25 protein-coding genes and 1 tRNA gene are annotated in these 26730 nt (G+C 73.4%); 10 read left to right on the top strand and 16 right to left on the bottom strand.

Annotated elements, in window-relative coordinates:
- Positions 1-343: 343 nt before the first annotated feature.
- The 5 genes from AB0B20_RS12070 to AB0B20_RS12050 all read left to right on the top strand — a co-directional run bounded on the left by AB0B20_RS12070 (position 344) and on the right by AB0B20_RS12050 (position 6901).
- The gene (locus AB0B20_RS12070; RefSeq protein ID WP_357381721.1) at positions 344-2134 is read left to right on the top strand and encodes an N-acetylglutaminylglutamine amidotransferase; all 1791 of its coding nucleotides are present in this window, start codon (positions 344-346) and stop codon (positions 2132-2134) included.
- A 2-nt stretch (positions 2135-2136) separates the two neighbouring features.
- Positions 2137-3975 carry an N-acetylglutaminylglutamine synthetase gene (ngg, locus tag AB0B20_RS12065; protein WP_357381719.1) on the top strand — a complete coding sequence of 613 codons (1839 nt, stop codon included), beginning with the start codon at positions 2137-2139 and terminating at the stop codon, positions 3973-3975.
- Positions 3972-5156 carry an osmoprotectant NAGGN system M42 family peptidase gene (locus tag AB0B20_RS12060; RefSeq protein WP_357381717.1) on the top strand — a complete coding sequence of 395 codons (1185 nt, stop codon included), beginning with the start codon at positions 3972-3974 and terminating at the stop codon, positions 5154-5156. The genes ngg and AB0B20_RS12060 overlap by 4 nt, the downstream gene beginning before the upstream one ends.
- 309 nt (positions 5157-5465) lie before the next feature.
- Positions 5466-6395, top strand: a complete 930-nt coding sequence (locus tag AB0B20_RS12055; RefSeq protein ID WP_357381715.1) for a ribonuclease Z — start codon at positions 5466-5468, stop codon at positions 6393-6395.
- Positions 6392-6901 carry a GNAT family N-acetyltransferase gene (locus tag AB0B20_RS12050; RefSeq protein WP_357381713.1) on the top strand — a complete coding sequence of 170 codons (510 nt, stop codon included), beginning with the start codon at positions 6392-6394 and terminating at the stop codon, positions 6899-6901. Before AB0B20_RS12055 ends, AB0B20_RS12050 begins: the two co-directional genes overlap by 4 nt.
- A gap of 91 nt (positions 6902-6992) precedes the next feature.
- Here AB0B20_RS12050 and AB0B20_RS12045 read toward each other — a convergent pair whose 3' ends face one another.
- A complete protein-coding gene (locus AB0B20_RS12045; protein ID WP_357381711.1) occupies positions 6993-8363 on the bottom strand; it encodes a cystathionine beta-synthase in 1371 nt (456 codons plus the stop codon).
- Positions 8364-8439: 76 nt separating this feature from the next.
- Positions 8440-8796 (bottom strand): YkvA family protein, encoded by a 357-nt coding sequence (locus AB0B20_RS12040; RefSeq protein ID WP_357381709.1) that lies wholly within the window; start codon positions 8794-8796, stop codon positions 8440-8442.
- Between the two features lie 140 nt (positions 8797-8936).
- On the opposite strand from AB0B20_RS12040, the gene AB0B20_RS12035 reads away from it, so the two are divergent.
- The 4 genes from AB0B20_RS12035 to AB0B20_RS12020 all read left to right on the top strand — a co-directional run bounded on the left by AB0B20_RS12035 (position 8937) and on the right by AB0B20_RS12020 (position 13792).
- Positions 8937-9983 carry an SGNH/GDSL hydrolase family protein gene (locus tag AB0B20_RS12035; protein ID WP_357381707.1) on the top strand — a complete coding sequence of 349 codons (1047 nt, stop codon included), beginning with the start codon at positions 8937-8939 and terminating at the stop codon, positions 9981-9983.
- A gap of 147 nt (positions 9984-10130) precedes the next feature.
- Positions 10131-10943, top strand: a complete 813-nt coding sequence (locus tag AB0B20_RS12030) for an SGNH/GDSL hydrolase family protein (RefSeq protein WP_357470184.1) — start codon at positions 10131-10133, stop codon at positions 10941-10943.
- 58 nt (positions 10944-11001) lie between these two features.
- Positions 11002-12264, top strand: coding sequence for an acetyl-CoA C-acetyltransferase (locus AB0B20_RS12025; protein WP_357381703.1), 1263 nt, complete (start codon positions 11002-11004; stop codon positions 12262-12264).
- Positions 12265-12304: 40 nt separating this feature from the next.
- Positions 12305-13792, top strand: coding sequence for a CYTH and CHAD domain-containing protein (locus AB0B20_RS12020; RefSeq protein ID WP_357470181.1), 1488 nt, complete (start codon positions 12305-12307; stop codon positions 13790-13792).
- Here the strand turns inward: AB0B20_RS12020 and AB0B20_RS12015 are convergent.
- The 4 genes from AB0B20_RS12015 to AB0B20_RS12000 form a co-directional block, all read right to left on the bottom strand.
- Entirely contained in the window at positions 13789-14109 is a 321-nt protein-coding gene (locus AB0B20_RS12015; protein WP_357381699.1) for a hypothetical protein, read from the bottom strand. The genes AB0B20_RS12020 and AB0B20_RS12015 overlap by 4 nt on opposite strands.
- A gap of 17 nt (positions 14110-14126) precedes the next feature.
- Entirely contained in the window at positions 14127-14885 is a 759-nt protein-coding gene (locus tag AB0B20_RS12010) for a Bax inhibitor-1/YccA family protein (RefSeq protein WP_357381697.1), read from the bottom strand.
- A gap of 125 nt (positions 14886-15010) precedes the next feature.
- The gene (locus AB0B20_RS12005; RefSeq protein ID WP_357381695.1) at positions 15011-15886 is read right to left on the bottom strand and encodes a Bax inhibitor-1/YccA family protein; all 876 of its coding nucleotides are present in this window, start codon (positions 15884-15886) and stop codon (positions 15011-15013) included.
- A gap of 111 nt (positions 15887-15997) precedes the next feature.
- A tRNA-Leu gene (locus tag AB0B20_RS12000) sits at positions 15998-16078 on the bottom strand.
- Positions 16079-16168: 90 nt separating this feature from the next.
- On the opposite strand from AB0B20_RS12000, the gene AB0B20_RS11995 reads away from it, so the two are divergent.
- Complete coding sequence (locus tag AB0B20_RS11995) at positions 16169-17995, top strand: hypothetical protein (protein ID WP_357470178.1); 1827 nt, start codon at positions 16169-16171, stop codon at positions 17993-17995.
- Between the two features lie 57 nt (positions 17996-18052).
- Here AB0B20_RS11995 and AB0B20_RS11990 read toward each other — a convergent pair whose 3' ends face one another.
- The 10 genes from AB0B20_RS11990 to AB0B20_RS11945 form a co-directional block, all read right to left on the bottom strand.
- Positions 18053-19384: an NAD(P)/FAD-dependent oxidoreductase gene (locus AB0B20_RS11990; protein WP_357470175.1), complete on the bottom strand. Its 1332-nt coding sequence runs from the start codon at positions 19382-19384 to the stop codon at positions 18053-18055.
- Positions 19385-19487: 103 nt separating this feature from the next.
- Positions 19488-20048 (bottom strand): hypothetical protein, encoded by a 561-nt coding sequence (locus AB0B20_RS11985; RefSeq protein WP_357381689.1) that lies wholly within the window; start codon positions 20046-20048, stop codon positions 19488-19490.
- 16 nt (positions 20049-20064) lie between these two features.
- Positions 20065-21426 (bottom strand): DUF58 domain-containing protein, encoded by a 1362-nt coding sequence (locus AB0B20_RS11980; RefSeq protein ID WP_357381687.1) that lies wholly within the window; start codon positions 21424-21426, stop codon positions 20065-20067.
- Complete coding sequence (locus AB0B20_RS11975; protein WP_357381685.1) at positions 21426-22424, bottom strand: MoxR family ATPase; 999 nt, start codon at positions 22422-22424, stop codon at positions 21426-21428. Before AB0B20_RS11975 ends, AB0B20_RS11980 begins: the two co-directional genes overlap by 1 nt.
- Positions 22424-23008: a hypothetical protein gene (locus AB0B20_RS11970; protein ID WP_357381683.1), complete on the bottom strand. Its 585-nt coding sequence runs from the start codon at positions 23006-23008 to the stop codon at positions 22424-22426. Before AB0B20_RS11970 ends, AB0B20_RS11975 begins: the two co-directional genes overlap by 1 nt.
- Entirely contained in the window at positions 23005-23739 is a 735-nt protein-coding gene (locus AB0B20_RS11965) for a DUF4129 domain-containing protein (RefSeq protein ID WP_357381681.1), read from the bottom strand. The genes AB0B20_RS11970 and AB0B20_RS11965 overlap by 4 nt, the downstream gene beginning before the upstream one ends.
- Positions 23740-23759: 20 nt before the next feature.
- Positions 23760-24473 (bottom strand): uracil-DNA glycosylase, encoded by a 714-nt coding sequence (locus tag AB0B20_RS11960; RefSeq protein ID WP_357381811.1) that lies wholly within the window; start codon positions 24471-24473, stop codon positions 23760-23762.
- A 19-nt stretch (positions 24474-24492) separates the two neighbouring features.
- Positions 24493-25197: a dienelactone hydrolase family protein gene (locus AB0B20_RS11955; protein ID WP_357381679.1), complete on the bottom strand. Its 705-nt coding sequence runs from the start codon at positions 25195-25197 to the stop codon at positions 24493-24495.
- Between the two features lie 236 nt (positions 25198-25433).
- Positions 25434-26381, bottom strand: coding sequence for a hypothetical protein (locus AB0B20_RS11950; protein WP_357470172.1), 948 nt, complete (start codon positions 26379-26381; stop codon positions 25434-25436).
- Complete coding sequence (locus AB0B20_RS11945; RefSeq protein WP_030271259.1) at positions 26378-26710, bottom strand: PadR family transcriptional regulator; 333 nt, start codon at positions 26708-26710, stop codon at positions 26378-26380. The genes AB0B20_RS11950 and AB0B20_RS11945 overlap by 4 nt, the downstream gene beginning before the upstream one ends.
- Positions 26711-26730 lie beyond the last annotated feature (20 nt).

The raw sequence follows: 26730 nt of genomic DNA, 5'->3' as shown, positions 1-26730 counted from the left end.
CATGCCCGACCGGGTATGCCAAGCCGGTCATCGTGCCCCGATCGCCCGGAGATTCTTCGCGCGCCCACCGAGGGGCCGTGGACCTGCCGCAGCACCTGAAGTGGTCGTGCAACAGCAGGTACGACCCGGCACAGCCGGGCCGGATGCGGGGTCGCTTCGATGAGCGGTTGGGATTTACCTCACGTCTCCCGGTGGGACGAGGTCGGACATCAGCCGCCGACAGGCACGGAAGAACACCACAGGAGGCGACCCCCCTTCGTGGGGGCGCATGGTAGCAAGCTGTCACACGTTCGTCATCGTCTCAACAGGCGAACCGCAACAAGCTCTGGCAGCATTGGCTCGTATGTGCGGACTTGCGGGAGAGTTCCGTCGTGACGGTTCACGCGCCGACGTCTCGGCCGTGGAGCGGATGGCGGCCACGATGAGTGACCGAGGGCCCGACGACAGCGGCGTCTGGTCGCAGGGCCCGACCGCGCTGGGACACCGGCGCCTGAAGATCATCGACCTGTCCGCGGCGAGCGGCCAACCCATCGTTGACGCCGCCGCCGGACTCACCGGTGTCTTCAACGGCTGCATCTACAACTACCGGGAGCTGCGTGCCGAGCTTCAGGCCAAGGGCCACCGGTTCTTCTCGTCCGGTGACAGCGAGGTCGTGATCAAGGCGTACGCCGAGTGGGGGCTCGACTTCGTCGACCACCTGATCGGCATGTTCGCGGTGGCGATCAGCGAACGCGACACCGGCCGCCTGGTGCTGGCCCGGGACCGCCTCGGCATCAAGCCGCTCTACCTGGCCGAGAGCCCCGGCGTGGTCCGGTTCGCCTCGACCCTGCCGGCGCTGCTCGCCGGTGGCGGCATCGACACCACCATCGACCGGGTGGCGCTCGCCCACTACCTGAGCTTCCACAGCATCGTGCCGCCGCCGCGCACCATCCTGGCCGGCGTCACCAAGCTGCCGCCGGCCACGGTCCGGGTGTACGAGGCGGACGGCTCCACCCACGAGCGGGTCTACTGGGACCCGACGTTCGGCCGTGCCGCCGAGCGGGCCGGCTGGTCCGAGCGGGACTGGCAGGACGCGCTGCTCGACTCGCTGACCACCGCCGTACGCCGCCGCATGGTGGCCGACGTGCCGGTGGGCGTGCTGCTCTCCGGCGGCCTCGACTCCAGCCTGGTCGTCGCGCTGCTCGCCGGCGAGGGGCAGGCCCGCTCCGGCCTGGCCACGTTCTCCATCGGCTTCGACGCCGTCGGCGGCCGGGAGGGCGACGAGTTCGTCTACTCCGACCTGGTGGCGAAGACGTTCGGCACCGACCACCACCAGATCCGGGTGCCCACCGGCGACCTGCTGCCGCCGCTGGAGGCCGCCGTCTCGGCCATGAGCGAGCCCATGGTCAGCCACGACTGCGTCGCGTTCTGGCTGCTCAGCCAGGAGGTCGCGCGGCACGTCAAGGTGGTGCAGTCGGGCCAGGGCGCGGACGAGATCCTTGGCGGCTACCACTGGTACCCGCCGCTGGCGGGGGTGGACCGGGAGCAGGCGCTCGAGACGTACGCGAAGGCGTTCTTCGACCGCGACGCGGCCGGACTGGCCCGGGTGCTCAACCCGGCGTGGCTGGCCGACGGCGACCCGGCGCGGGAGTTCGTGGCCGCGCACCTGGGCCGCCCGGGCGCGCAGACCGCCGTGGACGCCGGCCTGCGGATCGACACCCAGGTCATGCTGACCGACGACCCGGTGAAGCGGGTCGACAACATGACCATGGCACACGGGCTGGAGGCCCGCGTGCCGTTCCTCGACCACGAGTTCGTCGAGCTCGCCGCGAGCTGCCCGCCGGAGCTGAAGCTGGCCCAGGGCGGCAAGGGCGTGCTCAAGGAGATCGGCCGGCGGGTCCTGCCACACGAGGTCATCGACCGGCCCAAGGGCTACTTCCCGGTGCCCGGCCTCACCCACCTGGAGGGCAAGCTCCTCGACCGGGTACGCGACGCCCTCACCGCACCGGAGGCGCGCCGTCGTGACCTGTTCCGCGCCGACTACGTCAACGCGCTGCTCGCCGACCCGAATGCCGAACTGACCCCGTTGAACGGAAACAAGCTGTGGCAACTGGGACTCCTGGAAATGTGGCTCCAGAGCCACGGAATCGACTGACAGTGACCGACACCCTCGCCACCGGAACGGCGCGTACCGACCGGGAACGGGTGCTCGGGCGACGCCGGGAACGCACCGGCCCCGGCGGCGACCCGATCGCACCGGGTACGCCGGAGCCACGGCAGCCGCAGACCGCTGACACCGACGCCTCGGGCGTCGTGCTGGACTGCGGCTGGGGCCGGCTGGTGTTCGGGCAGACGTTCGACGACCAGGTGCACGTGGCCGACGTGCTGCGGTCCGAGGCGGTCGGCGCCCGGGACATCTGCATCTACCTGCGCGATCCGCACGTGCTGGTGTCCCGGCTGCCGGACGAGCTGTTCATCGACCCGTCGCTGACGTACCGGCTGCCGCTGGGCGAGAAGCGGCCCGCCGCCACCGAGGGCGGCGAGGTGCCCGGGCTGACCGTCCGGCGGTTGCGCGACGCCGCCGACGCGGAGGCGGTGAACCGGATCTACGCCCGCAACGGCATGGTCACCGCCCCGGTCGAGGTGCTCGTGGACAACGCGGGCACGGACCGGTTCCTGCACCTCGTCGCCGAGGACGCCACGGGCGAGGTGGTCGGCACCATCACCGGCGTGGACCACGTCGCGGTCTTCGGGGACCCGGAGAAAGGCGCCAGCCTGTGGTGCCTGACCGTCGACTTCAACACCGCCCCGCCCGGCACCGGCCAGGCGCTGCTCACCGCGCTCGCCGACCGGCTCGACGAGCGCGGCCGGGCGTTCGTGGACCTGTCCGTGCTGGCCGAGAACTCGGGCGCGATCCGGCTGTACGAACGCCTCGGCTTCCACCGCACCGGCACGCTCTGCGTCAAGCGGAAGAACCCGATCAACGAGCGCCTGTTCCTGCCCGCCATGCCCGAGGGGTACGACGAGCTGAACCCGTACGCGAAGATCGTCGCGGACGAGGCGATGCGGCGCGGCATCCGGGTGGAGGTGACCGACCCGCACTGGGGTGAGCTGAAGCTGACCAGCGGCGGCCGGACCATCCACACCCGCGAGTCGCTGTCGGAGCTGACCTCGGCGGTGGCGATGAGCCGCTGCGACGACAAGCGGGTGACCCGGCGCATCCTCACCGAGGCGGGGCTGTCGGTGCCGCGCGGACGCACCGCCACCGGCGAGCCCGACGACGTCGCGTTCCTCAACGACGTGGGCCCGGTGGTGGTCAAGCCGGCGCGGGGCGAGCAGGGCAACGGCATCACCGTCGGCGTGCGTACGCCGGAGGCGCTGACCGCCGCCGTCGAGCTGGCCCGCCGGTTCTGCCCGGACGTGCTCATCGAGGAGCTGCGCGAGGGCGAGGACCTGCGGGTCGTGGTGATCGACCACGAGGTGGTCGCCGCGGCGGTGCGCCGGCCGGCGCAGATCACCGGCGACGGGGTGCACGACATCACCGAGCTGATCGAGCGGCAGAGCCGCCGCCGGTCGGCCGCCACCGGCGGCGAGTCCCGCATCCCGGTCGACGACATGACCCGCGAGGTGGTGGCGGAGGCCGGGTACCGGATGCACGACGTGCTCCCGGAGGGCGAGGTGCTGGCGGTCCGTCGGACGGCCAACCTGCACACCGGTGGCACGATCCACGACGTGACCGCCGAGCTGCACCCGGCCATCGCCGAGGCGTGCGTCACCGCGAGCCGGGCGCTGGACATCCCGGTCACCGGGCTGGACCTGCTGGTTCCCGCCCCGGACCAGCCGGAACACGTGTTCATCGAGGCGAACGAGCGCCCCGGACTGGCCAACCACGAGCCGCAGCCCACCGCCGAGCGCTTCGTCGACCTGCTCTTCCCGGGTACCCGGGCACCGCAGCGACTCTGGTCGCCGGCCGGTGCGGCAGGCTCTGGGGCATGACCGCACGCAAACCACAGCCGCTCAAGCTCGACCTCGACTACCTCCGCCAGGTGCTGGTGGAGCTGCTGGAGATCCCCAGCCCGTCGGGACGCACCGACCACATCCAGCAGTACGTGGGCGAGCGGCTCTCCGCGATCGGGATCAGCTCCACGCTGACCCGGCGCGGAGCGCTGAGCGCCTGCCTGCCCGGCCCCCGGTCGACGGGCGCCGACCGGGCCGTGGTGGTGCACACCGACACCATCGGCGGCATGGTGAAGCGGCTCAAGGAGAACGGCCGGCTGGAGGTCAACCCGATCGGTACGCACAGCGCCCGCTTCGCCGAGGGCGCCCACGTGCGGATCTTCACCGACGACCTGGAGCGGGTGATCACCGGCCAGGTGCTGCCGCTGAAGGCGAGCGGCCACCGCTACAACGAGGCGGTCGACCTCCAGGGCGTCGGCTGGGAGCTGGTCGAGGTGCGGGTGGACGAGCCGGTACACGACGAGGCCGGGCTGCGGGCGCTCGGCATCGACGCCGGGGACTTCGTGGCGTTCCTGCCCAACCCGACCATCACCCCGAACGGGTACGTCAAGTCCCGGCACCTGGACGACAAGGCGGGCGTGGCGGCGGTGCTGACCGCGTTCAAGGCGATGGTCGACGCCGGGGTCACCCCGGCGGTCACCGCGCACCTGCTGGTCACCGTCACCGAGGAGATCGGCCACGGCGCGAGCCACGGACTGGACCCGGACGTCGCGGAGATCGTCTCGGTGGACGCGGCGGTGGTCGCGCCGGGCCAGCAGTCCCGGGAGACCGCTGCCACGCTGGCGATGGGCGACGGCGTCGGCCCGTTCGACTACCACCTGACCCGCAACCTCGCCTCGATCGCCAAGGAGCACGGCGTCGACCTGGTGCGGGACGTCTTCGACTACTACCGCTCGGACGTGGCGGCGGCGGTCGAGGCCGGGGCGCACGCCCGGGTGGCGCTGCTCGGCTTCGGCGTGGACGCCACCCACGGCCACGAGCGCACCCACCTCGACGGGCTGCACCAGCTCACCCAGCTGCTCTGCCTCTATCTGCAGAGCCCGCTGGTCTTCCCGGAGTGGGACGCCGAGCCGGAGGGCGACCTAGCCGACTTCCCGTCGCTGGCGGTGCAGCCGGCGAACGAGGAAGGCCCCCGCGAGGGCCCGATCGGCCTGGACTGACCGGGCCTGTGATCGAAATCCGTTGCCGCGGCCGCCGGGAAGTGGATAGCGTGGCGGTACACGGGAAAGGAGGTGGTCCAGACTTGTATAGCAATCGGACTCGTGAGGTGGCTGTCCGCTAGCCGCTGTCCTCGACAGTGAAAACTCGCCCGCCGCGAGGCGGGCACCCGCAGGATCGTCGAGACCGTGTGGCAGCGGTGCGGCGAAACCACGACAGCCACCCGACCCCCGGGGTGCCGGCCCAGTCCAGCCGGCCCGCGCGCGAGCGCGGAAGCCCCGGGGGTCGCTTTTTGCCTTCCGGAGGATGCCGTGTCCATGCGTGAGCTGGTGGTGCTCGGTACGGCCAGCCAGGCCCCGACCCGGCAGCGCAACCACAACGGCTACCTGCTGCGCTGGGACGACGAGGTGATCCTCTTCGACCCGGGCGAGGGCAGCCAGCGGCAGATGCTGCACACCGGGATCACCGCCACCGACCTGACCCGGATCTGCGTCACCCACTTCCACGGCGACCACTGCCTCGGGCTGCCCGGCATGATCCAGCGGCTCTCGCTGGACCGCGTACCCCGCCCGGTGGCTGTGCACTTCCCGGCCGGGGGCGCCGAGTACTTCACCCGGCTGCGGCACGCCTCGAGTTTTTACGAGACCGCCGATCTCGCGGTCGAGCCGGTCGACACCGACGGGCAGCGGTTCGCCCTCGGCGTCGGCACGCTGGAGGCCCGCCGGCTGCGGCACCCGATCGAGACGTACGGGTACCGCCTGGTCGAGCCGGACGGCTGCCGGATGCTGCCGGAGAAGCTGGCCGCGTACGGCATCGCCGGTCCGGATGTGGGGCGGCTGCTGCGCGACGGCCACCTGGACCTCGACGGGCGTCGCGTCAGCCGGGACGAGGTGAGCGTGACCCGGCCGGGGCAGCGGTTCGCCTTCGTGATGGACACCGGGCTCTGCGACGGCGTGTACGCGCTGGCCGAGCACGCCGACCTGCTGGTGATCGAGTCGACGTTCCTGGAATCGGAGGCGGCGCTCGCCGCCGAGGTCGGGCACCTCACCGCCGGCCAGGCCGCGCGGGTGGCGACCGAGTCGGGGGTACGCACGCTCGTGCTGACCCACTTCTCCCAGCGGTACGCCGACCCGCGCCGCTTCCACGACGAGGCCCGGGAGCACTTCGCCGGCGAGCTGGTGATCGCCGAGGATCTCCAGACGGTGCAGGTGCCGCCCCGGCGGGTACCGTCGCCCCGGTGACGATCTCCCTACGTTCCGCGACCGAGGCCGACCTGATGGCGGTCGGCGCCCTGCACCAGCGCTCCCGGGTGGCGGCGTACTCGTCGTTCCTGCCGCCCGAGGCGCTGACCGACCCGACGCCCGCGGCGATGGGCCGCTACTGGGTGGAGCGGCTGACCTGGGAAGGCGCTGACCACCGGATGACGGTGGCCGAGCGGGACGGGCGGCTGGTGGGGTTCAGCTACCTCGGGCCGGACGACGAGGGCGATCCGGCGACCGGGCTGCTCAACGCGATCCACCTGGAGCCGTCCGAGCGGGGCCGGGGCACCGGCCGGGCGCTGATGGTGGACGCGCTCGACGCGATGCGGGCACGGGGGTGGACCCGGGCGGCGCTGTGGGTGCTGCGGGACAACGCCGCCGCGCGCCGCTTCTACGAGCGTGGCGGCTGGGCCGCCACCGGTGAGCAGCGGGACGAGCACATCGGCGCGGCGCTCGTCCCCCAGCTCCGCTACGCCCGCCTGGTGTAAGGAAGGGCCCCCTATTAACGCCTCCGGTAGAGGAAGGGCCCCTTGTTAACACCGGGTGTTAATAGGGGGCCCTTCCTTACAACGCGGAGGGTCAGCGGGCGCCCAGGTGGGCCAGCAGGTCCTGGCGGGTCAGCACGCCCTTGGGCTTGCCGTCGACAAGCACCAGCGCCGCGTCCGCCTTCTCCAGCAGCCCGACCGCCTCGCTCACCGGCTGGCCGCCGCCGATCATCGGCAGCGGCTCGCCCATGTGCCGCTCGATCGTGTCGTGCAGGTGCGCCTGGCCGGTGAACAGGGCGTCGAGCAGGTCCTTCTCGGCGATCGAGCCGGCCACCTCACCGGTCACCACCGGCGGCTCGGCCTTCAGCACCGGCAGCTGGGAGACGCCGTACTCGCGCATGTAGTCGATCGCGTCGCGGACCGTCTCGGTCGGGTGCACGTGCACCAGCTCGGGCAGGCCACCGGGCTTGTCGGCGAGCGCGTCGGCGACGGTCGGCTCGGTGCCCGATTCGTCGAGGAAGCCGTACCGGGCCATCCACTTGTCGTTGAAGATCTTCGACAGGTAGCCACGGCCGCCGTCCGGCAGCAGCACCACGATCACGTCGTCCGGGCCGGCCTTGCGGGCCACCTCCAGCGCACCCACCACCGCCATGCCGCAGGAGCCGCCCACCAACAGGCCCTCCTCGCGGGCCAGCCGGCGGGTCATCTCGAAGGACTCCTTGTCCGACACCTCGACGATCTCGTCGGCGATCTGCCGGTCGTACGTCTCCGGCCAGAAGTCCTCGCCGACGCCCTCGACCAGGTACGGACGGCCGGTGCCACCCGAGTAGACCGAGCCCTCCGGGTCCGCGCCGATCACCCTGACCCGGCCCTCGGACGCCTCCTTGAGGTAGCGGCCGATGCCGGAGATGGTGCCGCCGGTGCCGACGCCCGCGACGAAGTGGGTGATCTTCCCCTCGGTCTGCCGCCACAGCTCCGGGCCGGTGGTCTCGTAGTGCGAACGCGGGTTGGCCGGGTTGCTGTACTGGTTGGGCTTCCACGCGCCGGGGATCTCCCGGGCCAGCCGGTCGGAGACGTTGTAGTAGGAGCGCGGGTCCTCCGGCGCCACGGCGGTCGGGCAGACCACCACCTCGGCGCCGTACGCGCGCAGCACGTCCTGCTTGTCCTGGCTGACCTTGTCGGGGCAGACGAAGACGCAGCGGTAGCCCCGCAGCTGGGCCACCAGGGCCAGCCCGACACCCGTGTTGCCGCTGGTCGGCTCCACGATCGTGCCGCCCGGCCCGAGGATGCCCGCCTTCTCGGCGTCCTCCACCATGCGCAGGGCGATCCGGTCCTTGACCGAGCCGCCCGGGTTGACGTACTCCACCTTCGCCAGCACGGTGGCCTGGATGCCCTCGGTGACGTTGCGCAGGCGGACCAGCGGGGTGTTGCCGATCAGCTCGACGACGTTGTCGTAGTACTGCACCTCGTTGTGCCCTTCGTCGCGCCGCCGTCGTGGGGCGGTCGGTCAGCCGTCAGTTCGCCGACCAGCGTACGTGCCCTCAGGGCACCACATGCCCCGGGATGACGGAGCTGCGACGCGTCTCCCACTCCAGGAACCGCTCGGTCTCGGCGAGCACGCTGCCGGCCAGCCAGGTGACCATGACCGCGTCGTCGGCCAGCCCGAAGATGGCCAGTGGGATCTCCGGCAGCAGATCGATCGGCGAGACGATGTACGCCGTCGCCCCGGCCATCAGCGCCAGGCGCAGGCCACCGTCGTACTCGCCCCGGGTGGTCGCGCGGATCATCCGCGGCAGCGCCGCCAGCCGGGCCCCGAGCGACGGCCCGCCCCGCGTGCCCGCCGCCAGCGCCCGGGCCAGCGCGGCGAACGCGGCGCTGCGCTTCAACGTCTTCCCCATGATGTCGCCCCTCTCCGCTCGACCATGGTGCGGCCCGGTGGCAAGTCCGCGCCCGCTACCCCACCGGTACCCATTCCGGGCGTCGCCCAGCCATCCGATCACGGACAGCAGTGGTCGTACCGGCGCGATACTGTCGGCTCATGGGGGACGCTGGTTCCGTCGCGCCGGTCCGCCGGCAGCGCGCCCGGCAGATCGTCCGCCTCGCGGCGGTCGGCACGGGCGCCACGGTCGCGGCCACGCTCGCCACCGGCGGGGTGCTGCTCGGCCAGGCCCGGCAGGCCCGCCGCACCATCCCGATGGCCCAGGCCCCGCCGCCTCGCTGCGACGGCGTCTACGGGGCGAGGCTGCCCGGCCCGCCGATCACCATGGTCGTCCTGGGCGACTCCTCCGCGGCCGGCTACGGCGTGCACAGGCGCCGGGAGACGCCGGGTTCGCTGCTCGCCACCGGGCTGTCCCGCCGGCTGCACCGGCCGGTCCGGCTGCACCGGTTCGCCGTGGTCGGCGCGCTGTCGTCCGGTCTGAAGCCGCAGGTCGAGTCCGCCCTGGAGGTCGAGCCGGACGTGGCGGTGATCCTGGTCGGCGGCAACGACGTCACCAACCGCACACCGTTCCCGGTGGCCGTGCGCTACCTGGTCGACGCGGTCCGCACGCTGCGGGCAGCCGGCTGCGAGGTGGTCGTCGGCACCTGTCCCGACCTGGGCACCATCCGGCCGATCCAGCCGCCGCTGCGCTGGCTGGCCCGGCGCTGGAGCCGCCAGCTCGCCGCCGCGCAGACGGTGGGTGTGGTCGAGGCCGGCGGCCGTGCCGTCTCGCTCGGTGACATGCTCGGGCCGCGGTTCGCCGCCGACCCCGGGCGGATGTTCGCCTGGGACCGATTCCACCCCTCCGCCGAGGGGTATGCGATAGCCGCGGCGGCGTTGCTGCCCACCGTGCTGTCCGCGCTGGGCGCGGTCCCGGAACGCAGACCTGTCCTGCCCGGCGTGGAAGGCGTACGGTCGCTCCCGGAGGCCGCTCACCAGGCGGCCCGGCACGCCGGCACGGAGGTCAGCGGCACCCAGCTGCGGGGTCGCGACCGCGGGCCGGGCGGGCGGTGGGCGCAGCTTCGCCGGCGGGCCTTCTTCGGCGTCGGCGCGGTGCCACCGACCGGCAGCGCCGCCGACTCGGCAACGCTGGAGGGAACGGCATGAGCGAGCGAATCGGCCGGCTCAGCGCGAAAATGCCTCATGGCGGCACGGAGCGAAGCGGAGTGACGGCATGAGCGAGCGCAGCGAGCGAATCGGCCGGCTCAGCGCGAAGGTGCCTCATGGCGGCACGGAGCGAAGCGGAGTGACGGCATGAGCCAGCGCGGTGAGGTGGCCCGGTGGGGCCGGGCGGCGGCCCTGTCGCTGCTGGCCGGCACGGTGGGCGGCGCGGCGGTCCTCGCCGGCCAGGCCATCGCCGCCCGCAGCCGGGAGTACGCCCAGCCCGAGCTGGGCCTGATGCTGCGCGCGACGGTCGGACGCGCCGACGCCCCGCCGCTGCGGCTGGTGCTGCTGGGCGACTCGTCGGCGCTCGGCGTGGGCGTCGACCGGTTCGAGGACACCATCGGCGGCCAGCTCGCCAACCTGCTCGCGGAGGGGCCGGCCGGCCGGCGGGTGCAGTTGTCGAGCGTCGGTGTCTCCGGCTCGCGCGCGACCGACCTGGCCACCCAGGTGGCGCGGGCACTGCTCGGCGAGCGGCCCGACGTGGCGGTGGTGCTGATCGGGGCGAACGACGCGACCGCCATGGCCCGGCCCGGTGACGCGGCGGCCTATCTCGGCTCGGCGGTACGCCGGCTGCGGGAGGCCCACGTCGAGGTGGTCGTGGGCACGTGCCCGGATCTCGGCGCGGTCCGCGCGGTCGCCGCCCCGCTGCGCCAGGTGCTCGGCTGGTCGGGACGGCGGATGGCGCGGGCCCAGACGGCGGCCGTGCTGGACGCCGGCGGCACCGTCGTCGACCTGGGCACCGAGACCGGTCCGGTGTTCCGCGCGGACGCGGGCACGCTGTGCCACGACGGCTTCCACCCGTCCGCCGACGGCTACCGGGTCTGGGCGCACGCCCTGCTGCCGGCCGTCGAGGCCGCCACCGCTGTCGCGTTCCGGCACCACAGGCGACCGCCCACGGGGTGACATTTCCCGCCCGCCTCGCGGCTTCCCGCGCATGTTACTAGCGCGTTAACGTTGGCTCATGCCGATTGAGTCGCCCCGCGACGCCGTCATCGTCGCCACCGCCCGGTCCCCCATCGGCCGCGCGTTCAAGGGTTCCCTCCGCGAGGTCCGCCCGGACGACCTCGCCGCCACGATCGTCCAGGCCGCCCTCGACAAGGTCCCGGCCCTCGATCCCACCACCATCGACGACCTCTACCTCGGGTGCGGTCTGCCCGGTGGCGAGCAGGGCTTCAACATGGCCCGGGTGGTCGCCACCCTGATGGGGCTGGACGGCCTGCCCGGCGCCACGCTGACCCGCTACTGCGCGTCCTCGCTCCAGACGACCCGGATGGCGATGCACGCGATCCGGGCCGGTGAGGGCGACGTGTTCGTCTCCGCCGGTGTGGAGATGGTCTCCCGGTACGCCCGGGGCAACTCGGACACGCTCCCGCCGGAGGCGCAGGCGCTGGTCGGGGGCGGCTGGGAGAACCCCCGCTTCGCCGAGGCGCGGGAGCGTTCCGCGGCCCGCGCGAAGGGCGGAGCCGAGGTGTGGACCGATCCGCGCGAGGCCGGTCAGCTCCCCGACATCTACCTCGCCATGGGTCAGACCGCCGAGAACCTGGCCCAGGTCTACGACGTGACCCGCGAGGACATGGACGCGTTCGGCGTCCGCAGCCAGAACCTCGCCGAGAAGGCGATCGCGGACGGCTTCTGGGCCCGCGAGATCACCCCGGTCACCACGCCGGACGGCACTGTGGTCAGCACCGACGACGGTCCGCGTGCCGGGGTGACACTGGAGGCGGTGGCCGGCCTGAAGCCGGTGTTCCGCCCGGACGGCCGGATCACCGCCGGCAACTGCTGCCCGCTCAACGACGGCGCCGCCGCCGTGGTGATCATGAGCGCGCAGCGCGCGTCCGAGCTGGGGCTCACCCCGCTGGCCCGGATCGTCTCCACCGGTGTCACGGGGCTCTCCCCCGAGATCATGGGTCTGGGCCCGGTCGAGGCGTCGAAGCAGGCCCTCAAGCGGGCCGGCATGACCATCGACGACGTCGACCTGGTCGAGATCAACGAGGCGTTCGCCGCCCAGGTGATCCCCTCGTACCGGCAGCTCGGCATCCCGGAGGAGAAGCTGAACGTCGCCGGTGGCGCGATCGCCGTCGGCCACCCGTTCGGCATGACCGGCGCGCGAATCACCGGCACGCTGCTCAACGCGCTGGAGTGGCACGACAAGACCATCGGTCTGGAGACCATGTGCGTCGGCGGCGGCCAGGGCATGGCGATGGTGCTCGAACGACTGAACTGAGACCGGTTCGCCGGGGCACGGGCCGGGTACGGGAGGCCGCATGGCGACCGTCGTGGAACGTGAGCGCAAGTACTCCGGCGACGAGGGTTTCCGGCTGCCCGACCTGACCGGGTGCGGTGGCGTCGTGACCATGTCCGACGCCACCGTCTCGGATCTGGACGCCGTCTACTGGGACACCGACGATCTGCTCCTGCTGCGCAGCGGGCACGCGCTGCGCCGGCGTACCGGCGGGCACGACGCGGGCTGGCATCTCAAGGTGGGCGCGGTCGGCGGTGCCCGGGTCGAGCACCGGTTCCCCGCCGGGGCGTCCGACGACGGCCCGCCGCCCGAGCTGGTCGCGCTGATCCGGGCCGCGTCGCGCGGTCGCCCGGTGGCCCCGGCGGCCCGGGTCGTCAACCGCCGCCGGGAACGCGGGCTGCTGGACGCGGACGGCCGGGTGCTGGCCGAGGTGGCCGAGGACGACGTCCGGTCCGAAGACCTCGTGGACGGCACCGAGCGGGCCTGGCACGAGATCGAGATCGAGCTGGTCGAGGGCGACGAGGGTCTGCTCGACGTCGTCGGCGAGCGGCTGCACGCGGCCGGCGCCCGGGACGTGGCGGTCAGCAAGTCGCACCGGGCCGTCGCCGCCCGGATCGAGCGCTTCGACGACCAGGAGCCGGACGGTCCGGCAGGGCAGGTCCTCGCGTACGTCCGGGCGCAGCGGGACGCGATCGTCGGCAACCACGCGGCCGCGTACCAGGGGGACGAGGACGCGGTCCACGACATGCGCGTCGCGACCCGCCGGTTGCGGGCGACGCTGCGTACGTTCCGGGGCCTGTGGGACCGCCGGGAGAGCGAGACGCTACGGGCCGAACTGCGCGGGCTCGGCGGCGAGCTGGGCCGGGTCCGCGACACCCAGGTGATGGCCGTCCGGCTCACCGACGCGGTGCACGAGTTGCCCGACGAACTGGTGCTCGGCCCGGTGGCCGCGCGGATCCGCGAGCGGTTCGCCGCCGACCTGGCCGAGGCGACCGCGGCGCTGCGGTCGGCGCTGGACGCCGACAGCTACCCCGCCCTGCTGACCCGCCTGGACCGGCTGGCCGACGGGCCGCCCGCCGACGTGGGCCGGCGCTGGGTGGAGCGCAGGGTCCGCCGCGCGGTACGCCGCGCCGACCGGCGGCTGGACCGGGCGCTCGCCACCACCGGGCCGGCCGGTGACGCCGCGTCGCACGAGGCACGCAAGAAGATCAAGGCCGCCCGGTACGCGGTGGAGGTGCGCGAGCCGGCCGCCGGCAAGCCTGCCGCCCGTCTGGTGAAGCGGTTCAAGGCGCTCCAGAATCTGCTCGGCACCCACCAGGATTCGGTGGTGACCCGCGAGGCGCTCCGGCGGCAGGCGCTCCAGGCGTACGCCGACGGCGAGAACACGTTCACCTACGGCCTGCTGCACGCGCGGCAGGCCGAGGCCGCCGGCCACGACCGCCCCGCGGTCCTGCGGGCACGCGATCGGGCCCGGCACCGCAAGGTACGCCGCTGGCTGAAGCGGGGCTAGAGGGCGGTGCGGGTTCGGGTCACCGCGTCGGTGGCGGTGACCAGGACGGGCTCCGGGGGCGCGGCGCGCGTGAGGTCGGCGGTGACCACTCGGAGCTGGTCGGGCAGCGCCAGATCGGCGGGGAGGCGGGGCACGTCGCGGCGCGGCTCACCGGCCGCGTCGGCGGCCAGGTCGGCGATCTCCTGGACCAGCTTGTGCACCAGGTCGGCCCGGGACACGTTGCCGCCTTCGGCCTTGGCCGACCAGCGCGGTTGCTGCCAGTGCCCGACCTGTCGGACCAGCAGGGCCACCGCCCGGTCCAGTTCCGCTGCGCTCATCGCCGCCGAGTCTACGGTCAGCGGCGTACGTAGCTGAGCAGGCGGAGGATCTGCCAGTACAGGAAGATCAGCCCGACCAGCAGCCCGAAGGCGCAGTACCAGGCGTAGCGGCGGGGCAACCGGTTCGCGGCGGACCGCTCGACCAGGTCGAAGTCGAGGATGAAGCTGAGCGCGCCCGCGATGATCGCCACCACCGAGAACAGGTACGGCAACCAGCCCACCCGGTCGCTGAGGCTGTACACGACCGCCCCCTGCCGCCCGGTGAACAGGTACGCGACCAGGTTGACCAGGCCGATCGCCACGATCCCGACGAGCGTGCCGATGACCAGCCGGGCCAGGCGCGGGGTGGCGCGGATCAGCCGGGCCCGGTAGAGCACCGCCATGCCGAGGAAGACGCCGAACGTGCCGACCACCGCCTGCGCCACGATGCCCGGATAGACCAGCTCGAAGGCGCGGCTGGCCACCCCGAGCAGTAGCCCTTGCAGAACGGCGTACCCGACGATGACCGGAGGGCTGGTGATCTGCTTCAGTGAGATGACGAGCACCAGGGCGAGGCTGGCCAGCGCGCTCCCGGCGAGCGCGGCGGTGATCCACGCGGCCTGCGGCACCACCACCCAGGACACCGCCGCCGTGACGCCGGTGACCAGCAGCAGGCCCACGGTCCGGCTGACCACGTCGGCCACCGTCATCGTGCCGGCGGTCCCGACCCCGAGCACCTGCCGCTCGGCGCGGCCGACGTCGTCCAGCCGGTCCAGCACCGGGTTGGCGCTGCGCACCGTGACCACCTCCCGCCCACGTACCCGGATCCCACTCTGCCCCGGGCGGCCCGGCGGGGACGGGGAAACGGCGACGCCCGCCGCCGCGGATGCGGCAGGCGGGCGTCGTCGGGGAGGGCGTGATGTCAGTCGTCGCCCTGGAAGTAGCTGAGCAGCCGCAGGATCTCGATGTAGAGCCAGACCAGGCCCACCACGATGCCGAATGCGGCGGTCCACGAGTAGCGCTGCGGGAGGCCCATCCGGACCCCCTCCTCGATGTCGGCGAAGTTGAGCACGAAGCTCAGCGACGCCACCACGATGCAGACCAGGCTGAAGCCGATCGCGAGCGGGCTGCCGTCACGCAAACCGGTGTTCACGCCGAACAGCGCCAGCACCAGGTTGACGAGCATCACGCCGAACAGGCCGGCCATGATGGCCACCATGATCCGGGTGAACTTCGGGGTGGCCCGGATGATCCGCGCCTTGTAGATCATCGCCATCAGGAAGAACACGCCGAACGTGGCCACGACCGCCTGGAGCACGATGCCGTCGTAGAGCGACTCGAACGCCTTGCTGACCATGCCGACGAAGACGCCCTCGATGACCGAGTACGCCACGACGAGCGCCGGGTTGGCCATCCGGGAGAACGAGATGATCAGGCCGAGCACCAGGCCGACCACCGCGGCGCCGATCCAGGCCACGCCGACGAGCGAGTCCGGCACGAGCACCCAGGCCGCAGCGGCCGAGGCGCCGAGGATGGCGAGCATGAGGACCGTCTTGACGACCACGTCGTCGAGGGTCATCGGGGTCACGGTGGGCGGGGCCACCGGCTGGCCGTAGCCGCCCGGGTAGGGCTGGGCGTAGGGCTGCTGGGGGTACTGCTGCGGGGCGTACTGCTGCTGCGGGTACTGCTGCTGGGGGTATCCGGGCTGACCGTACGGCCCGGGCTGGGCGTACCCGGCCGCCCGCTCACGCTCTGCCGCCTGGCCGAGCCGGGCGAGCACCGGGTTCGAGGACTTCACTTCTCAGGCCTCCCTCAGGGGGTCGATCGCACGAAAGACGCGCTACTCCAGGGTAAACGTGGCCGCAATCGCGCGTGCTACGCCTAGCTGTGGGAAACCTGAGAGTTCGGGTGCCCGGGGCGGGGGTCGAACCCGCACGCCTTGCGGCAGCCGCTTTTAAGGCGGCCGTGTCTGCCGTTCCACCACCCGGGCGGGTGACACCGGCGCGTCGACACGCGGCGGTACAGATCTCACCGTAGCGGCTCGGCCGCGACGCGGCGTACCCCGACGGGTGCGGCCGTTATGGTCGAGGCCGTGACCAGCCCCGCCCGCCCGGCACTCCGGCCCGGCCGCCGCCGGGCGGCCCGCCCGGCGGCGGGCACGGGGCGGGTGACGGCGGCCCTCCGGCGGCATCGCGCGGACCTGCTCGCGGGGTTGGCGTTCGTCGCGCTCGCCGGCTGGCTCACCCACGGCCTCTGGCCGGCGCCGGGCACGCGTGTGCTCGCGCTCAACCCGGCCGACCAGACGCTGTACGAGTGGTTCCTGGCGCTGGACGCGCGCGCCCTGCGCGGCGAGCTGAGCCTGGTCACCGACCGGCTGAACGCGCCGGACGGCGTCAACCTGATGGCGAACACCTCGGTCGTGGCGCTGGGCGTGCTCTTCGCCCCGGTCACCCTGGCGTTCGGGGCACCTGTGACGTTCGCGCTGCTCGTGGCCGTGAACATGGCGGGTACGGCGCTCGCCTGGTACCTGCTGTTCACGCGTGTCCTGTGGGCCCGCCGGCTCGCGGCCGCACCCGGTGCGGCGCTGTGCGGCTTCGGGCCGGGCATGGTCTCGCAGAGCAACGGCCATCTGCACATGACCGCGCAGTGGCTGGTCCCGGTGCTGGTCTGGCTCGTGGTCCGGCTGCTGCGCGCCGCCGACCCGGCCGGTCGTCCGGACGGTCCGGACCGCCGCCGCATGGCCTCCTCGACGGCCGGGCTCGCCGCCGTCGTCATCGTGCAGGTCTTCGTCGGCGAGGAGGTGCTGTTCCTCGCCGCGCTCACCCTGGCGGTGGTCACCGTCGCGTACGGGCTGGCCGACCGGGACCTGGTGCGCCGGGCCGGTCGCGGCTTCGCCGGTGGGCTGCTCGCCGCCGCCGGGCTGGCGCTGCCGGTGCTGGCGTACCCGCTGTGGGTGCAGTTCGCCGGCCCCCAGGGCGTCGCGGACGGCATGTTCCCACCCGCCTACTTCTCCGCCGACCTGATCGCCTGGACCCGCCTCTCCGCGCTGTCGGTGTTCGGCAGCCCGGAGGCGGTACGGCTCACCACCGGCCCGGCCGAGTTCACCTCGTTCCTGGGCTGGCCGCTGCTGCTGGTCGCCGTCGGCTGCGCGGTCTGGCTGGGCCGGCGCGCACCGGTGGTGGCGCTCGTGGCCGGCGCGCTGACGATGGCCGCGCTCGCGCTCGGCCCCGAGGTGGTGGCCGGCGGGGAGCGGACCGGGATCCCCGGCCCGTACGCACTCCTGGCCGGGCTGCCGCTGGTGGACGGCGCGCTGCCCACCCGGTTCGCGCTCGCGGTGCTGCCGCTCACCGGCACAGTGCTCACCCTCGCCGTGCACCGGGCGCTCGGCGAGTCCGGGCGGGCCCGCCGGGTCGTCCCGGTCGCGGTCGGCGCGGCGCTGCTCACCGTCCTCCCCGCGCCGCTGCCCACCATGGACCGGCCGCCGCTGCCCGAGTTCGTCACCGGCGGCCACTGGCGGCAGTGCGTACGCCCCGGCGGCGTGCTGGTGCCGGTGCCCACCGCCACCCCGCAGGACCCCTGGCCGATGCGCTGGGCCACCGCCACCGGCGTCGCGTTCGCCATGCCGGAAGGCTTCTTCATCGGCCCGTACGGCCGGGACGGCTCGGCCACCATGGGCACCTGGCAGCGGCCCACCTCGGCCCTGCTCGCCGAGGTGGCCCGCCGGGGCGTGGCGCCCGCTGTCGGTGACCGGCAACGCCGCCAGGCCGCCCGGGACGTGGAGTTCTGGCAGGCCTCGTGCGTGGCGGTGACCGACGACGCCCCGCACGCGGAGATGCTGCGCCGCACCCTGGAGCAGCTCTACGGCCCCGGCGTCCGGCTCGCCGACGCCTGGACCTGGCGGTTCTGACCCCCGGTGACGGCGAAGGGCCCCTCCCATAAGGGAAGGGCCCTTACGCGAGACGCGTCAGACGCGCGCCGGGACCTGCGGCGCGGACGCCTCGGCGAACTCCTCGCGCGGGTCGTGCAGCTGGCCGAGCGCGACCACCTCACGCTTGAGGAAGAACGCGAGCGTCCAGTCGACCACCACACGCACCTTGCGGTTGAACGAGGGGATCCGCGACATGTGGTACGTCCGGTGCATGAACCAGGCCGGCCAGCCGGTCATCTTGATGCCGTAGACCTGAGCCACGCCCTTGTGCAGGCCGAGGCTGGCCACGCTGCCGGCATGCTTGTGCTTGTAGTCGACCGGCTCGCGCCCGCGGATGACGTTGGCGATGTTGTCGGCCATCCGCGCGGCCTGCCGCACCGCGTGCTGGGCGCTCGGGGAGCAGAAGTTGCCAGGCTCCTTGGTCAGGTCCGGTACGGCGGCGCAGTCACCGGCGCTCCACGCGCCCTCGACCACCCGGTCGCCGTTCACGATCTGCAGCGTCGGCCGGCAGGTGACCCGGCGGCGCTCGTCGCGCGGGAAGTCGGTCGCGTCGAGCATCGGCGACGGCTTCACACCGGCGGTCCAGACGATGGTGTCGGACGGGAAGCTGTCGCCGTCGGAGAGCTTCACCACACCGTCGACGCAGGACTCCAGCCGGGTGTCCAGGCGGATGTCCATGTCGCGCTTCATCAGCTGCTGCACCGTGTAGGCGCCCATGTCCCGGTCGACCTCGGGCAGCACCCGCTGGGTTGCCTCGACGAGCACCCAGCGCATGTCCTCGGGCTTCAGCTCCGGGTAGTAGCGCAGCGCGTCCCGGGCCATGTCCTCCATCTCGGCCAGCGCCTCGATGCCGGCGTAGCCGCCGCCCACGAAGACGAACGTCAGCGCGCGGCTGCGTACTGCCGGGTCGGTGGTGGAGGCCGCCACGTCGAGCCGGTCCAGCACGTGGTTGCGCAGGAAGATGGCCTCGCCGATGGTCTTGAACCCGATGCCGTTCTCGTGCAGGCCGGGGATCGGCAGGGTGCGGGAGACCGAGCCGGGGGCGACGACCACGTGGTCGTACTGGATCTCCCGGGCCGGGCCGCTGATCGGCTGCACCACGGCGGTCTTGCGGTCGTGGTCGATCCGGGTGACGGTGCCCGCCACCACGGTGCACTTGCGCAACTCCCGCCGCAGCGGCACCACAGCGTGCCGAGGGGAGATGTTGCCCGCCGATGCCTCCGGGAGGAACGGCTGGTACGTCATGTGCGGCTGCGGGTCGACGACGATGACCTCGGCCTCACGCCTGTTCAGCTTCTTGGACAGGCGCAGAGCGGCGTACAGGCCCACGTGACCGGCACCCACGACAAGGATCCGCTTCGGGTTCACGTCATCTATCTTTCCCCGGGGTCCCCGGGTAATCCCGCGCGAGACCCCCTTCTGTGACGGAGCACAACCCGTGTGACCTGCGCAACGTCACCGGAACGCAGCGTCACCGGCGTCGCAGCAGCCACCCCAGCAGCGCGCTCAGACCCACCGCCACCAGCAGCCCCACCGCTGTCACCGCCTGCGAGCCGTCCGTCCCGCCCACTCCCCCGAGCCACGCGAGCACCACGCCCAGCACGGCGCTGGCGAGCACCACGCCGCCCGCCCGGCCCAGCCACCGCAGCACCACGTCCGGGTCGATCAGGCCGTCGTAGGGCAGCAGCGCGGCGAGCGCGCAGAGCGAGTGCGCCAGGTAGAGCAGCGTCGCCACGGCGAGCAGCCGCCATAGCGCCGGCGGCCGGTCGAAGCCGAGCGTGGCCAGGAGCCAGCCGCCGACCGTGACCAGCGCGGTGAACGTCGGCCAGATCCGGCGCGGCCCGGCCGCCGGCAGCACCGCGGCCACCGTCAGGGCCAGCAGCGAGCGGGAGGTGAAGGCCTGCACCGGGTACGCGAGCAGGAAGCCGGCCAGCACGGTGAGGAAGATGCCGCCGCGTACCAGCAGCGGCAGCGGGCTGACCCGGGCGGCGGCGTACCGCAGGGCCCGCACCCGCTCGACGACCGCGTTCACCGGGCCCGCCTCTCGTTCACCGCAACCCCGCCTTCGGGGCGGTCGCCAGCCGGGCCACGTCGCGCAGCACCTCGTCCAGGCTGCCGGAGCCCGCCCAGCGCACCACCGGCACCCCGTGCTCCCGGAGCTGGCCGATCATCGTGTCCCGGTCCAGCCGCCACAGCCGGTACGCCACCTCGGCCCAGCCCCGCTCCTTCGGCACCGGAAGCTCGGCCGGCAGCGTGTCCACCGCCACCACGAACCGCCCGCCCCGGGCCAGCCGGGCCAGCATCTGCGCGGACCGCTCGTCGAGCAGCGGGGTGAGCACTACCACCAGGGCGTCCGAGGAGAGCACCTGCGGGCCGAAGACCTGGTCGTACGGCTCGTGCGGGGACGAGTCGGCCTGCACGTCGAGCAGCCACTCCAGCACTGTCAGGTACTGCCGCCGCCCGGTGGCCGGGCGCAGCCGGCGGGCGGACGGGCCGTACTCCAGCATCGACACCCGGTCGCCGCGGTGCAGGTAGTGCTCGGCGATCGCGGCGGCGGCCCGGACCGTGGTGTCCAGCACCGACGCGGTCCCGTTGACGCCGCCGGAACGGCCCGCCTCGGCCAGCACGTCCAGCAGCACCACCACCTCGGCGTCCCGGTCCGAGAGCGTCGACGCGACGTGCAGCTGCCGGGCCCGCAGCGACACCCGCCAGTCGATCCGGCGCAGCCGGTCGCCGGGCGCGAACACGCGCACCCCGGCCAGTTCGCCGCCCTCGCCCGGCCGCCGCGAGCGGTGCGCGCCGACCAGCCCGGCGGCCCGGGGCATCGCCTCGACCGCGTCGAACGGCTCGGTACGCGGATAGACCCGGGCCCGGATCGGCTCGGTGATCACCGCGCGGGAGACCAGCAGCCCGTCGGCGGCGGCGACCCGCACCCCGGCCGGGCCGATCGGGTGCCGGCCCCACCGCAGCGCGGTGCCGGTCAGTTCCAGGTCGACGGCGCTGCCCCGGGGTACGGAGGTGACGAACGGCCGGTCCGCGCCGCCGGAGCGGCTCACGTCCAGCCCGGTGCCGCCGAAGCCCACCTGCTTCACCCGCAGCCAGCGCGACATCCGGGTGCGGACCACCGCCAGGTCGTACCCGATCAGGTCGGGGTTGGCCACCGCGACCGTCGCGGCCATCGGCGCGCCCTCGACCAGGTGGGTGTCCGCGACGCCCAGTTCCAGCTCGGGCAGCCCGGCGGGACGGCGGCGCAGGGCGTACGCGGTCCCGAGCGCGAACGGCGTGGCGAGCACCACCAGGTCGATGCGGCCGAGCAGGACGGCGACGACGAGCAGCACGCCGGTGAGCAGCACGGCCCGGCCGAGCGCCCAGGTGGGCGCCCAGCCGTTCGCCGCGTCGGCCCGGTCCATCAGCGTCCGGCGGCGTAGCTGGGCAGCGCGCCGCTGGCCGGGGCGGGCGTGGACTCCAGCACCTCGCCGACCACGAAGGACGGGTCGACCCGGCGCAGCCACATCTCCGGCCGCAGCGTGATCCGGTGCGCCAGCGCGGGCGCCGCCACCGCCTTGACGTCCTCCGGCACCACGTAGTCCCGGTTGGCGAGCACCGCCCGTACCCGGGACAGCAGGAGCAGCGCCAGCGAGCCGCGCGGGGACGCGCCGACGAGCACCGACGGGTGCTCCCGGGTGGCGGCGGTCAGCGCCACGATGTAGCGGCCGATCGAGTCCTCGACCACCACGTCCTCCAGGGCGGCCTGCATGGCGCGCAGCGTGGCGGCGTCCACCACCGGCTTGATCTCGGCCTCCTCGCGGCGGCGGGCGAGCCGGCGGCGCAGCACGTCCCATTCCTCGTCGTGGCTGGGGTAGCCGAACGACACGCGCAGCAGGAACCGGTCGAGCTGCGCCTCCGGCAGCGGGTACGTGCCCTCGTACTCGATCGGGTTGGCGGTGGCGAGCACGTGGAACGGCTCGTCCAGCCGGTAGGTCACGCCCTCGACCGAGACCTGCTTCTCCTGCATCGCCTCCAGCAGCGCCGACTGCGTCTTCGGCGGCGTCCGGTTGATCTCGTCGGCGAGCAGCAGGTTGGTGAAGACCGGCCCGGCCCGGAACGCGAAGTCGCCGCTGCTCTGGTCGTAGAGGAACGAGCCGGTCACGTCGGCGGGCAGCAGGTCCGGGGTGAACTGGAGTCGCCGGAAGTCCAGCCCGAGCGCCTGCGCGAAGCACCGCGCGGTGAGCGTCTTGCCCAGGCCGGGCAGATCCTCCAGCAGCACGTGACCACCGGCGAGGATGCCGGCCAGCACCAGCTCCAGCGCGTCGCGCTTGCCGACCACGACGGTGCCGACCGCCTCCAGGACGGCCCGGGCGAGCCGGCCCACCTCGGCGGGGGCCATGCTCCGGTCCACGTCGTTCATCAGATCTTCTCCAGTTCGGCGACGATCGCCGCGAGGTCGCGCGGCGACGGAGGGCGGCGGACGGGGGTGGCGAGGAACGTCCACAGTGGTTCGCCCAGCACCGACCGGGCGCGGTCCGGGTCGGACTCCCGGGTGACGCCGTGGCGCTGGCGCAGCCGTTCGTCGGCCAGCTCGCCGAGGCGGGGCAGGATGCGCTCGTTGAACCGGTCCCGGTTGTCGGCACACCAGTCCAGCGGGCGTTCCCAGCCGTTGATCGCGGCACGCAGCGCGTCCCGCGCCGACCAGTTCCAGGTGCCGGGCTCCTCGCCGGCGGGCGCGCGGGCCCCCGCGCGGGGCGGCGGCGGAGGTGAGAGCGTGGTGGTGACCCGGCGTACGGCGAGCACCGCGAGCACCCCGGCCGCGATGATCCAGACCGGCATCTTCAGGCCGACAGCGCGCAGCCCGACCACCACCACGACCACGATCGCGGCGGTGACAGCGGCGGTCCGCAGCAGCAGCCGGGCCCGGCCGCCGCCGGAGGGCCGGGTCTCCTCCCCGGCGGGCTCCTCGCCGAACGAGAGCAGGTCGTCGATGCTGCTGCTCACGACGCCTCCCCCGCCGCCAGGCTGGTCAGCTCGCCGCGCAACCGGCGCAGCGCGGCACGGGCCTGGTCCCGGGTGTGCTCGTCGACCGGGTGCGTGGCGTACCGGGCCTCCCGGTAGACGTTCGCGAAACCGTCGAGCACGTCGGCGCTGGCGATCGCCGGGATGCCGGCCGCCGGGTCGCCGCGCAGCAGCCGCGCCACCAGGTCGGTCGGGGTGTCGCCGGTGTGCCGGGGCACGCCCGCGTCCTCGGCGGCCTCCTCCAGGCGTACCCAGCAGGCGATGACAGCGGTTCGCGGGTCGGTGGAGCGGTCGTCCAGTTCGACGAGTCCGGCGTCGAGCGCGGCCACCACCTCGCGGGCGGTCCCCTCGGCGGTACGCCGGGTGCGCCGCACCGGCACCGCGCGGGTGGTCCGCCGCAGCGCGCCCCGGAGCACGTTCCACAACACGTACCCGATGGCGGCCAGCACCGCCGCGAACAGCAACGCCACGGCGGCGGTGGCCAGCCAGTCGGGCACGCCGCCCGAGGTGGGCTCGCCGACGTCGCGCGGCTCCACGGGGATCGACGGCACGGCCTCCGGCGACGGGTAGTCCGGCACGTACGGGATGGTGTCGGCGGCGGGCGGGATCCGGCTGGCCCCGATGGCGGAGTGACCGGCGGCGAACGCGGCGAACGCGAGCAGCACCGTCACCGCGGCGACCGGCCACCACCTGCGCAGTACGCCGAAATCCATCCCACCGCCTCAGGTGTTCCTCAGTCCACCCCGGCCAGGTGCTTCGCCCGGGTGAACACGTCGTCCAGCATCGCCGGTGTGAGCCGTCCGGTGAATGTGTTCTGCTGGCTGACGTGATAGCAGCCCAGCAACGCCGGCACCGACTCGCCGGACCAGTGTGCCCCATGACCGAACGCCGGTCGCGGTGTGGGCGGTCGCTGCCCGTACACCTGGCGTAGCACCGGCCACCACGCGGCCCACGCGAACGCGCCGAGCGCGACCACGACGCGCAGCGTGGGACGGACCAGTTCGACCTCGCGGTGCAGCCACGGCGCGCAGGTGTCCCGCTCGGCCGGGGTGGGTTTGTTGTCCGGCGGCGCGCACCGCACGGCGGCGAAGACGCGGGTGTCGCGCAGCGTCAGGCCGTCGTCGGCGGACACGCTCGTCGGCTGGTTGGCCAGCCCGGCGCGGTGCAGCGCGGCGAACAACACGTCGCCGGACCGGTCCCCGGTGAAGATCCGGCCGGTGCGGTTGCCGCCGTGCGCGGCGGGCGCCAGGCCGAGGATGGCGATCCGCGCGTCCGGCGGGCCGAGGCCGGGCACCGGCCGTCCCCAGTAGTCCTGGTCGCGGAACGCCGCCCGCTTGACCAGCGCGACCTCCTCGCGCCACGCCACCAGGCGCGGGCAGGCGAAGCAGTCGCTGACCGCGCCGTCGAGGTCGGCCAGGTCGGTCGCCCGCGCGGCGCGGGCGACCACGTCCTGCGGGGTACGCGACTCAGCCAAGCTTCGCCCGGAACAGTTCCAGCGTGCGGGCCCAGGCGGTGGCCGCGGCCCGCTGGTCGTAGTGCTCCGGCCGGTCCTCGTTGAAGAACGCGTGCGCGGTGCCCGGGTAGTCGAACGTCTGGCAGGTGCCGCCGGCCGACTCGATGGACCGGCGTACGCTCTGCACCCCGTCGGCGGCGGACAGGCCGTCCGCCTCGGAGCAGTGGATGAGCGCCGCCTTGCCGGCGTAGCCGGCCCAGCCGCCCTCGTCGGCCGCCCCGACGGCCATGCCCTCCCAGGGCAGGCGCGGATAGAACCCGGCGGTGGCCACGATGCGCTCGGAGAGCGTGGCGGACCACAGGGCCAGGCTGGCGCCCGCGCAGAACCCGGCGCAGCCCACCTTGCCGGCGACCTCCGGCCGGCTCGCCAGGTATTCGGCGGCGGCGGCGATGTCGGTCGCCGCCTCGTCCATCTGAGAGCTGTTGAGCATCAGCTGCGGCTCGGTCGGCTTCACGGCCGGCCCGCCGTGCCGGAAGTCGGGCGCGAGGGCGACGAAACCGGCCTCGGCGAAGCGGTCGACCACGGCCCGGACGTGGGGCACGAGACCCCACCAGTCCTGGATGACGATGACCGCCGGGCTGGCCGCACCGCCGGAGGGTATCGCGAGATACCCCTCGCTCGTCCCCCCGTTGCCGGTGAAGCTCACCATCTCGCCCATGGGCCCGTCCTCCTTGCGGTCAGTCAACGTTGGCTGGTCGCACAGTTGGCTGTTACGTGCCGGTAGCGTGCCACGCGGTGAGCGGCCCGGGGAAGACGGAACAACAGTGGCATTCACCTCCTGTAGAACTCACAGCCGAGTAGTGGACGTCAGCCGCCCCAGCCCGGCGAGATCTTGGAAGCTTGCGGCCCTTATGAGGGCCGTTTCCTTCCAAGATCTCGCGGGATCGAGCGCTCTCAGGGAGTTGACGTGGGTTCCGGGGAAGCGCTGGTGGTGGGCACGGTCGGGGTGGCGCTGTCCGTGGGCGCGGGTGCGGGCGGGGCGATCGACGGTGAGACCGGCGGGCCGAACGGGGCCAGTTCCGGGCAGTACGGGTAGGTGTTACGCATCTCCGGCACCGCGCCCGTGTCGGCCATGCAGCTCGGCCAGCCGAGCGTGATCGGCACGCCGTTCTGGTCGAAGAGCCGCGCGTCGCGGATCAGCCGCCCCTGCTGGTCGTAGACGAAGACGTCCTCGATCCGGTCGTACCGGTGGTCCACCGACGTCTGCTCGTAATCGCGGTAGACGTCGGTGTCGGCCCGCTCGTCCACCTGGGCCAGCACGGCGAAGGAGAACAACAGCAGCGCGGCGGTGGTGATCTGGTGCAGTTGCCGCCGCCACCCGGCGATCCCGGCCGAGCGGCGACCCCACCACATGGACGCGACTACCGCGCCGATGAGCAGCAACAGCCCCATCGAGCTGTTGCCGTCCAGCCGGGGCACCAGGCCGGACCGGCCGTCCACCATCCACGCCACGATCAGCGCGGCCAGCCAGCCGCGCACCAGCCACCAGGCCGGGCGCAGCGGACGCAGGAAGTCGCTCACCGTCTCGTGCCCGAGCACCGGGCCGAGCTGGCGGTCGAGCAGACGCAGCTGGGTGGCCGCCTCCCGCCGGGCCTCGGCGAGGCGGTGGAAACGCGTCGGCCGCCGGCTCGGCTGGGCACCGGCGACGGCGCGCAGCTCGGCGGCGTACGCCTCGGGGGTACCCAGCCGGTCGACCAGCGTGCCCTCGCCCTCGGCGGCGACCTCCGCGAGGTGTTCCGGCAGTTCCTCGGTCAACTCGTCGCGGACCTCCGGCGGCAGGTCTGCGAGCGCCGCCCGCACCCGGTCGACGTAGTCCGTGATCTCCTGCCCCATGACGGTCATGCCGCCATCCCCCGATCGTCGAGCAGCGCGTCCATGGTGGTGGCGAACGAGCGCCAGGTCTTGCCGGAGCGGGTGAGCTGGTCACGCCCGGCGGCGTTGAGCGAGTAGTACTTGCGGTGCGGCCCGGACTCGCTCGGCACCACGTACGTGGTGAGCAGACCGGCCGCGAACAGCCGGCGCAGCGTGCCGTAGACCGAGGCGTCGCCGACCTCGGTGAGACCGGCCTCGCGTAGCCGCCGCAGGATGTCGTAGCCGTACCCGTCCTCGTCCTTGAGCACGGCGAGCACCGCCAGGTCGAGCACGCCCTTGAGGAGCTGCGTGGTATCCACACCCCGCACACTAGTGCGCA

The sequence above is a fragment of the Micromonospora sp. NPDC049151 genome, assembly GCF_040648395.1.
GTDB lineage: Bacteria > Actinomycetota > Actinomycetes > Mycobacteriales > Micromonosporaceae > Micromonospora.
This window is presented reverse-complemented; position numbering and strand designations above follow the sequence as displayed.

Excerpts from the sequence above, each read along its gene's own strand:
- AB0B20_RS12070 (WP_357381721.1), top strand. The coding sequence starts at position 344 with ATGTGCGGACTTGCGGGAGAGTTCCGTCGTGACGGTTCACGCGCCGAC.
- AB0B20_RS12060 (WP_357381717.1), top strand. The coding sequence starts at position 3,972 with ATGACCGCACGCAAACCACAGCCGCTCAAGCTCGACCTCGACTACCTC.
- AB0B20_RS12040 (WP_357381709.1), bottom strand. The coding sequence starts at position 8,796 with ATGGGGAAGACGTTGAAGCGCAGCGCCGCGTTCGCCGCGCTGGCCCGG.
- AB0B20_RS12035 (WP_357381707.1), top strand. The coding sequence starts at position 8,937 with ATGGGGGACGCTGGTTCCGTCGCGCCGGTCCGCCGGCAGCGCGCCCGG.
- AB0B20_RS12030 (WP_357470184.1), top strand. The coding sequence starts at position 10,131 with ATGAGCCAGCGCGGTGAGGTGGCCCGGTGGGGCCGGGCGGCGGCCCTG.
- AB0B20_RS12025 (WP_357381703.1), top strand. The coding sequence starts at position 11,002 with ATGCCGATTGAGTCGCCCCGCGACGCCGTCATCGTCGCCACCGCCCGG.
- AB0B20_RS12020 (WP_357470181.1), top strand. The coding sequence starts at position 12,305 with ATGGCGACCGTCGTGGAACGTGAGCGCAAGTACTCCGGCGACGAGGGT.
- AB0B20_RS12015 (WP_357381699.1), bottom strand. The coding sequence starts at position 14,109 with ATGAGCGCAGCGGAACTGGACCGGGCGGTGGCCCTGCTGGTCCGACAG.
- AB0B20_RS11995 (WP_357470178.1), top strand. The coding sequence starts at position 16,169 with ATGGTCGAGGCCGTGACCAGCCCCGCCCGCCCGGCACTCCGGCCCGGC.
- AB0B20_RS11980 (WP_357381687.1), bottom strand. The coding sequence starts at position 21,426 with ATGGACCGGGCCGACGCGGCGAACGGCTGGGCGCCCACCTGGGCGCTC.
- AB0B20_RS11975 (WP_357381685.1), bottom strand. The coding sequence starts at position 22,424 with ATGAACGACGTGGACCGGAGCATGGCCCCCGCCGAGGTGGGCCGGCTC.
- AB0B20_RS11965 (WP_357381681.1), bottom strand. The coding sequence starts at position 23,739 with ATGGATTTCGGCGTACTGCGCAGGTGGTGGCCGGTCGCCGCGGTGACG.
- AB0B20_RS11955 (WP_357381679.1), bottom strand. The coding sequence starts at position 25,197 with ATGGGCGAGATGGTGAGCTTCACCGGCAACGGGGGGACGAGCGAGGGG.
- AB0B20_RS11950 (WP_357470172.1), bottom strand. The coding sequence starts at position 26,381 with ATGACCGTCATGGGGCAGGAGATCACGGACTACGTCGACCGGGTGCGG.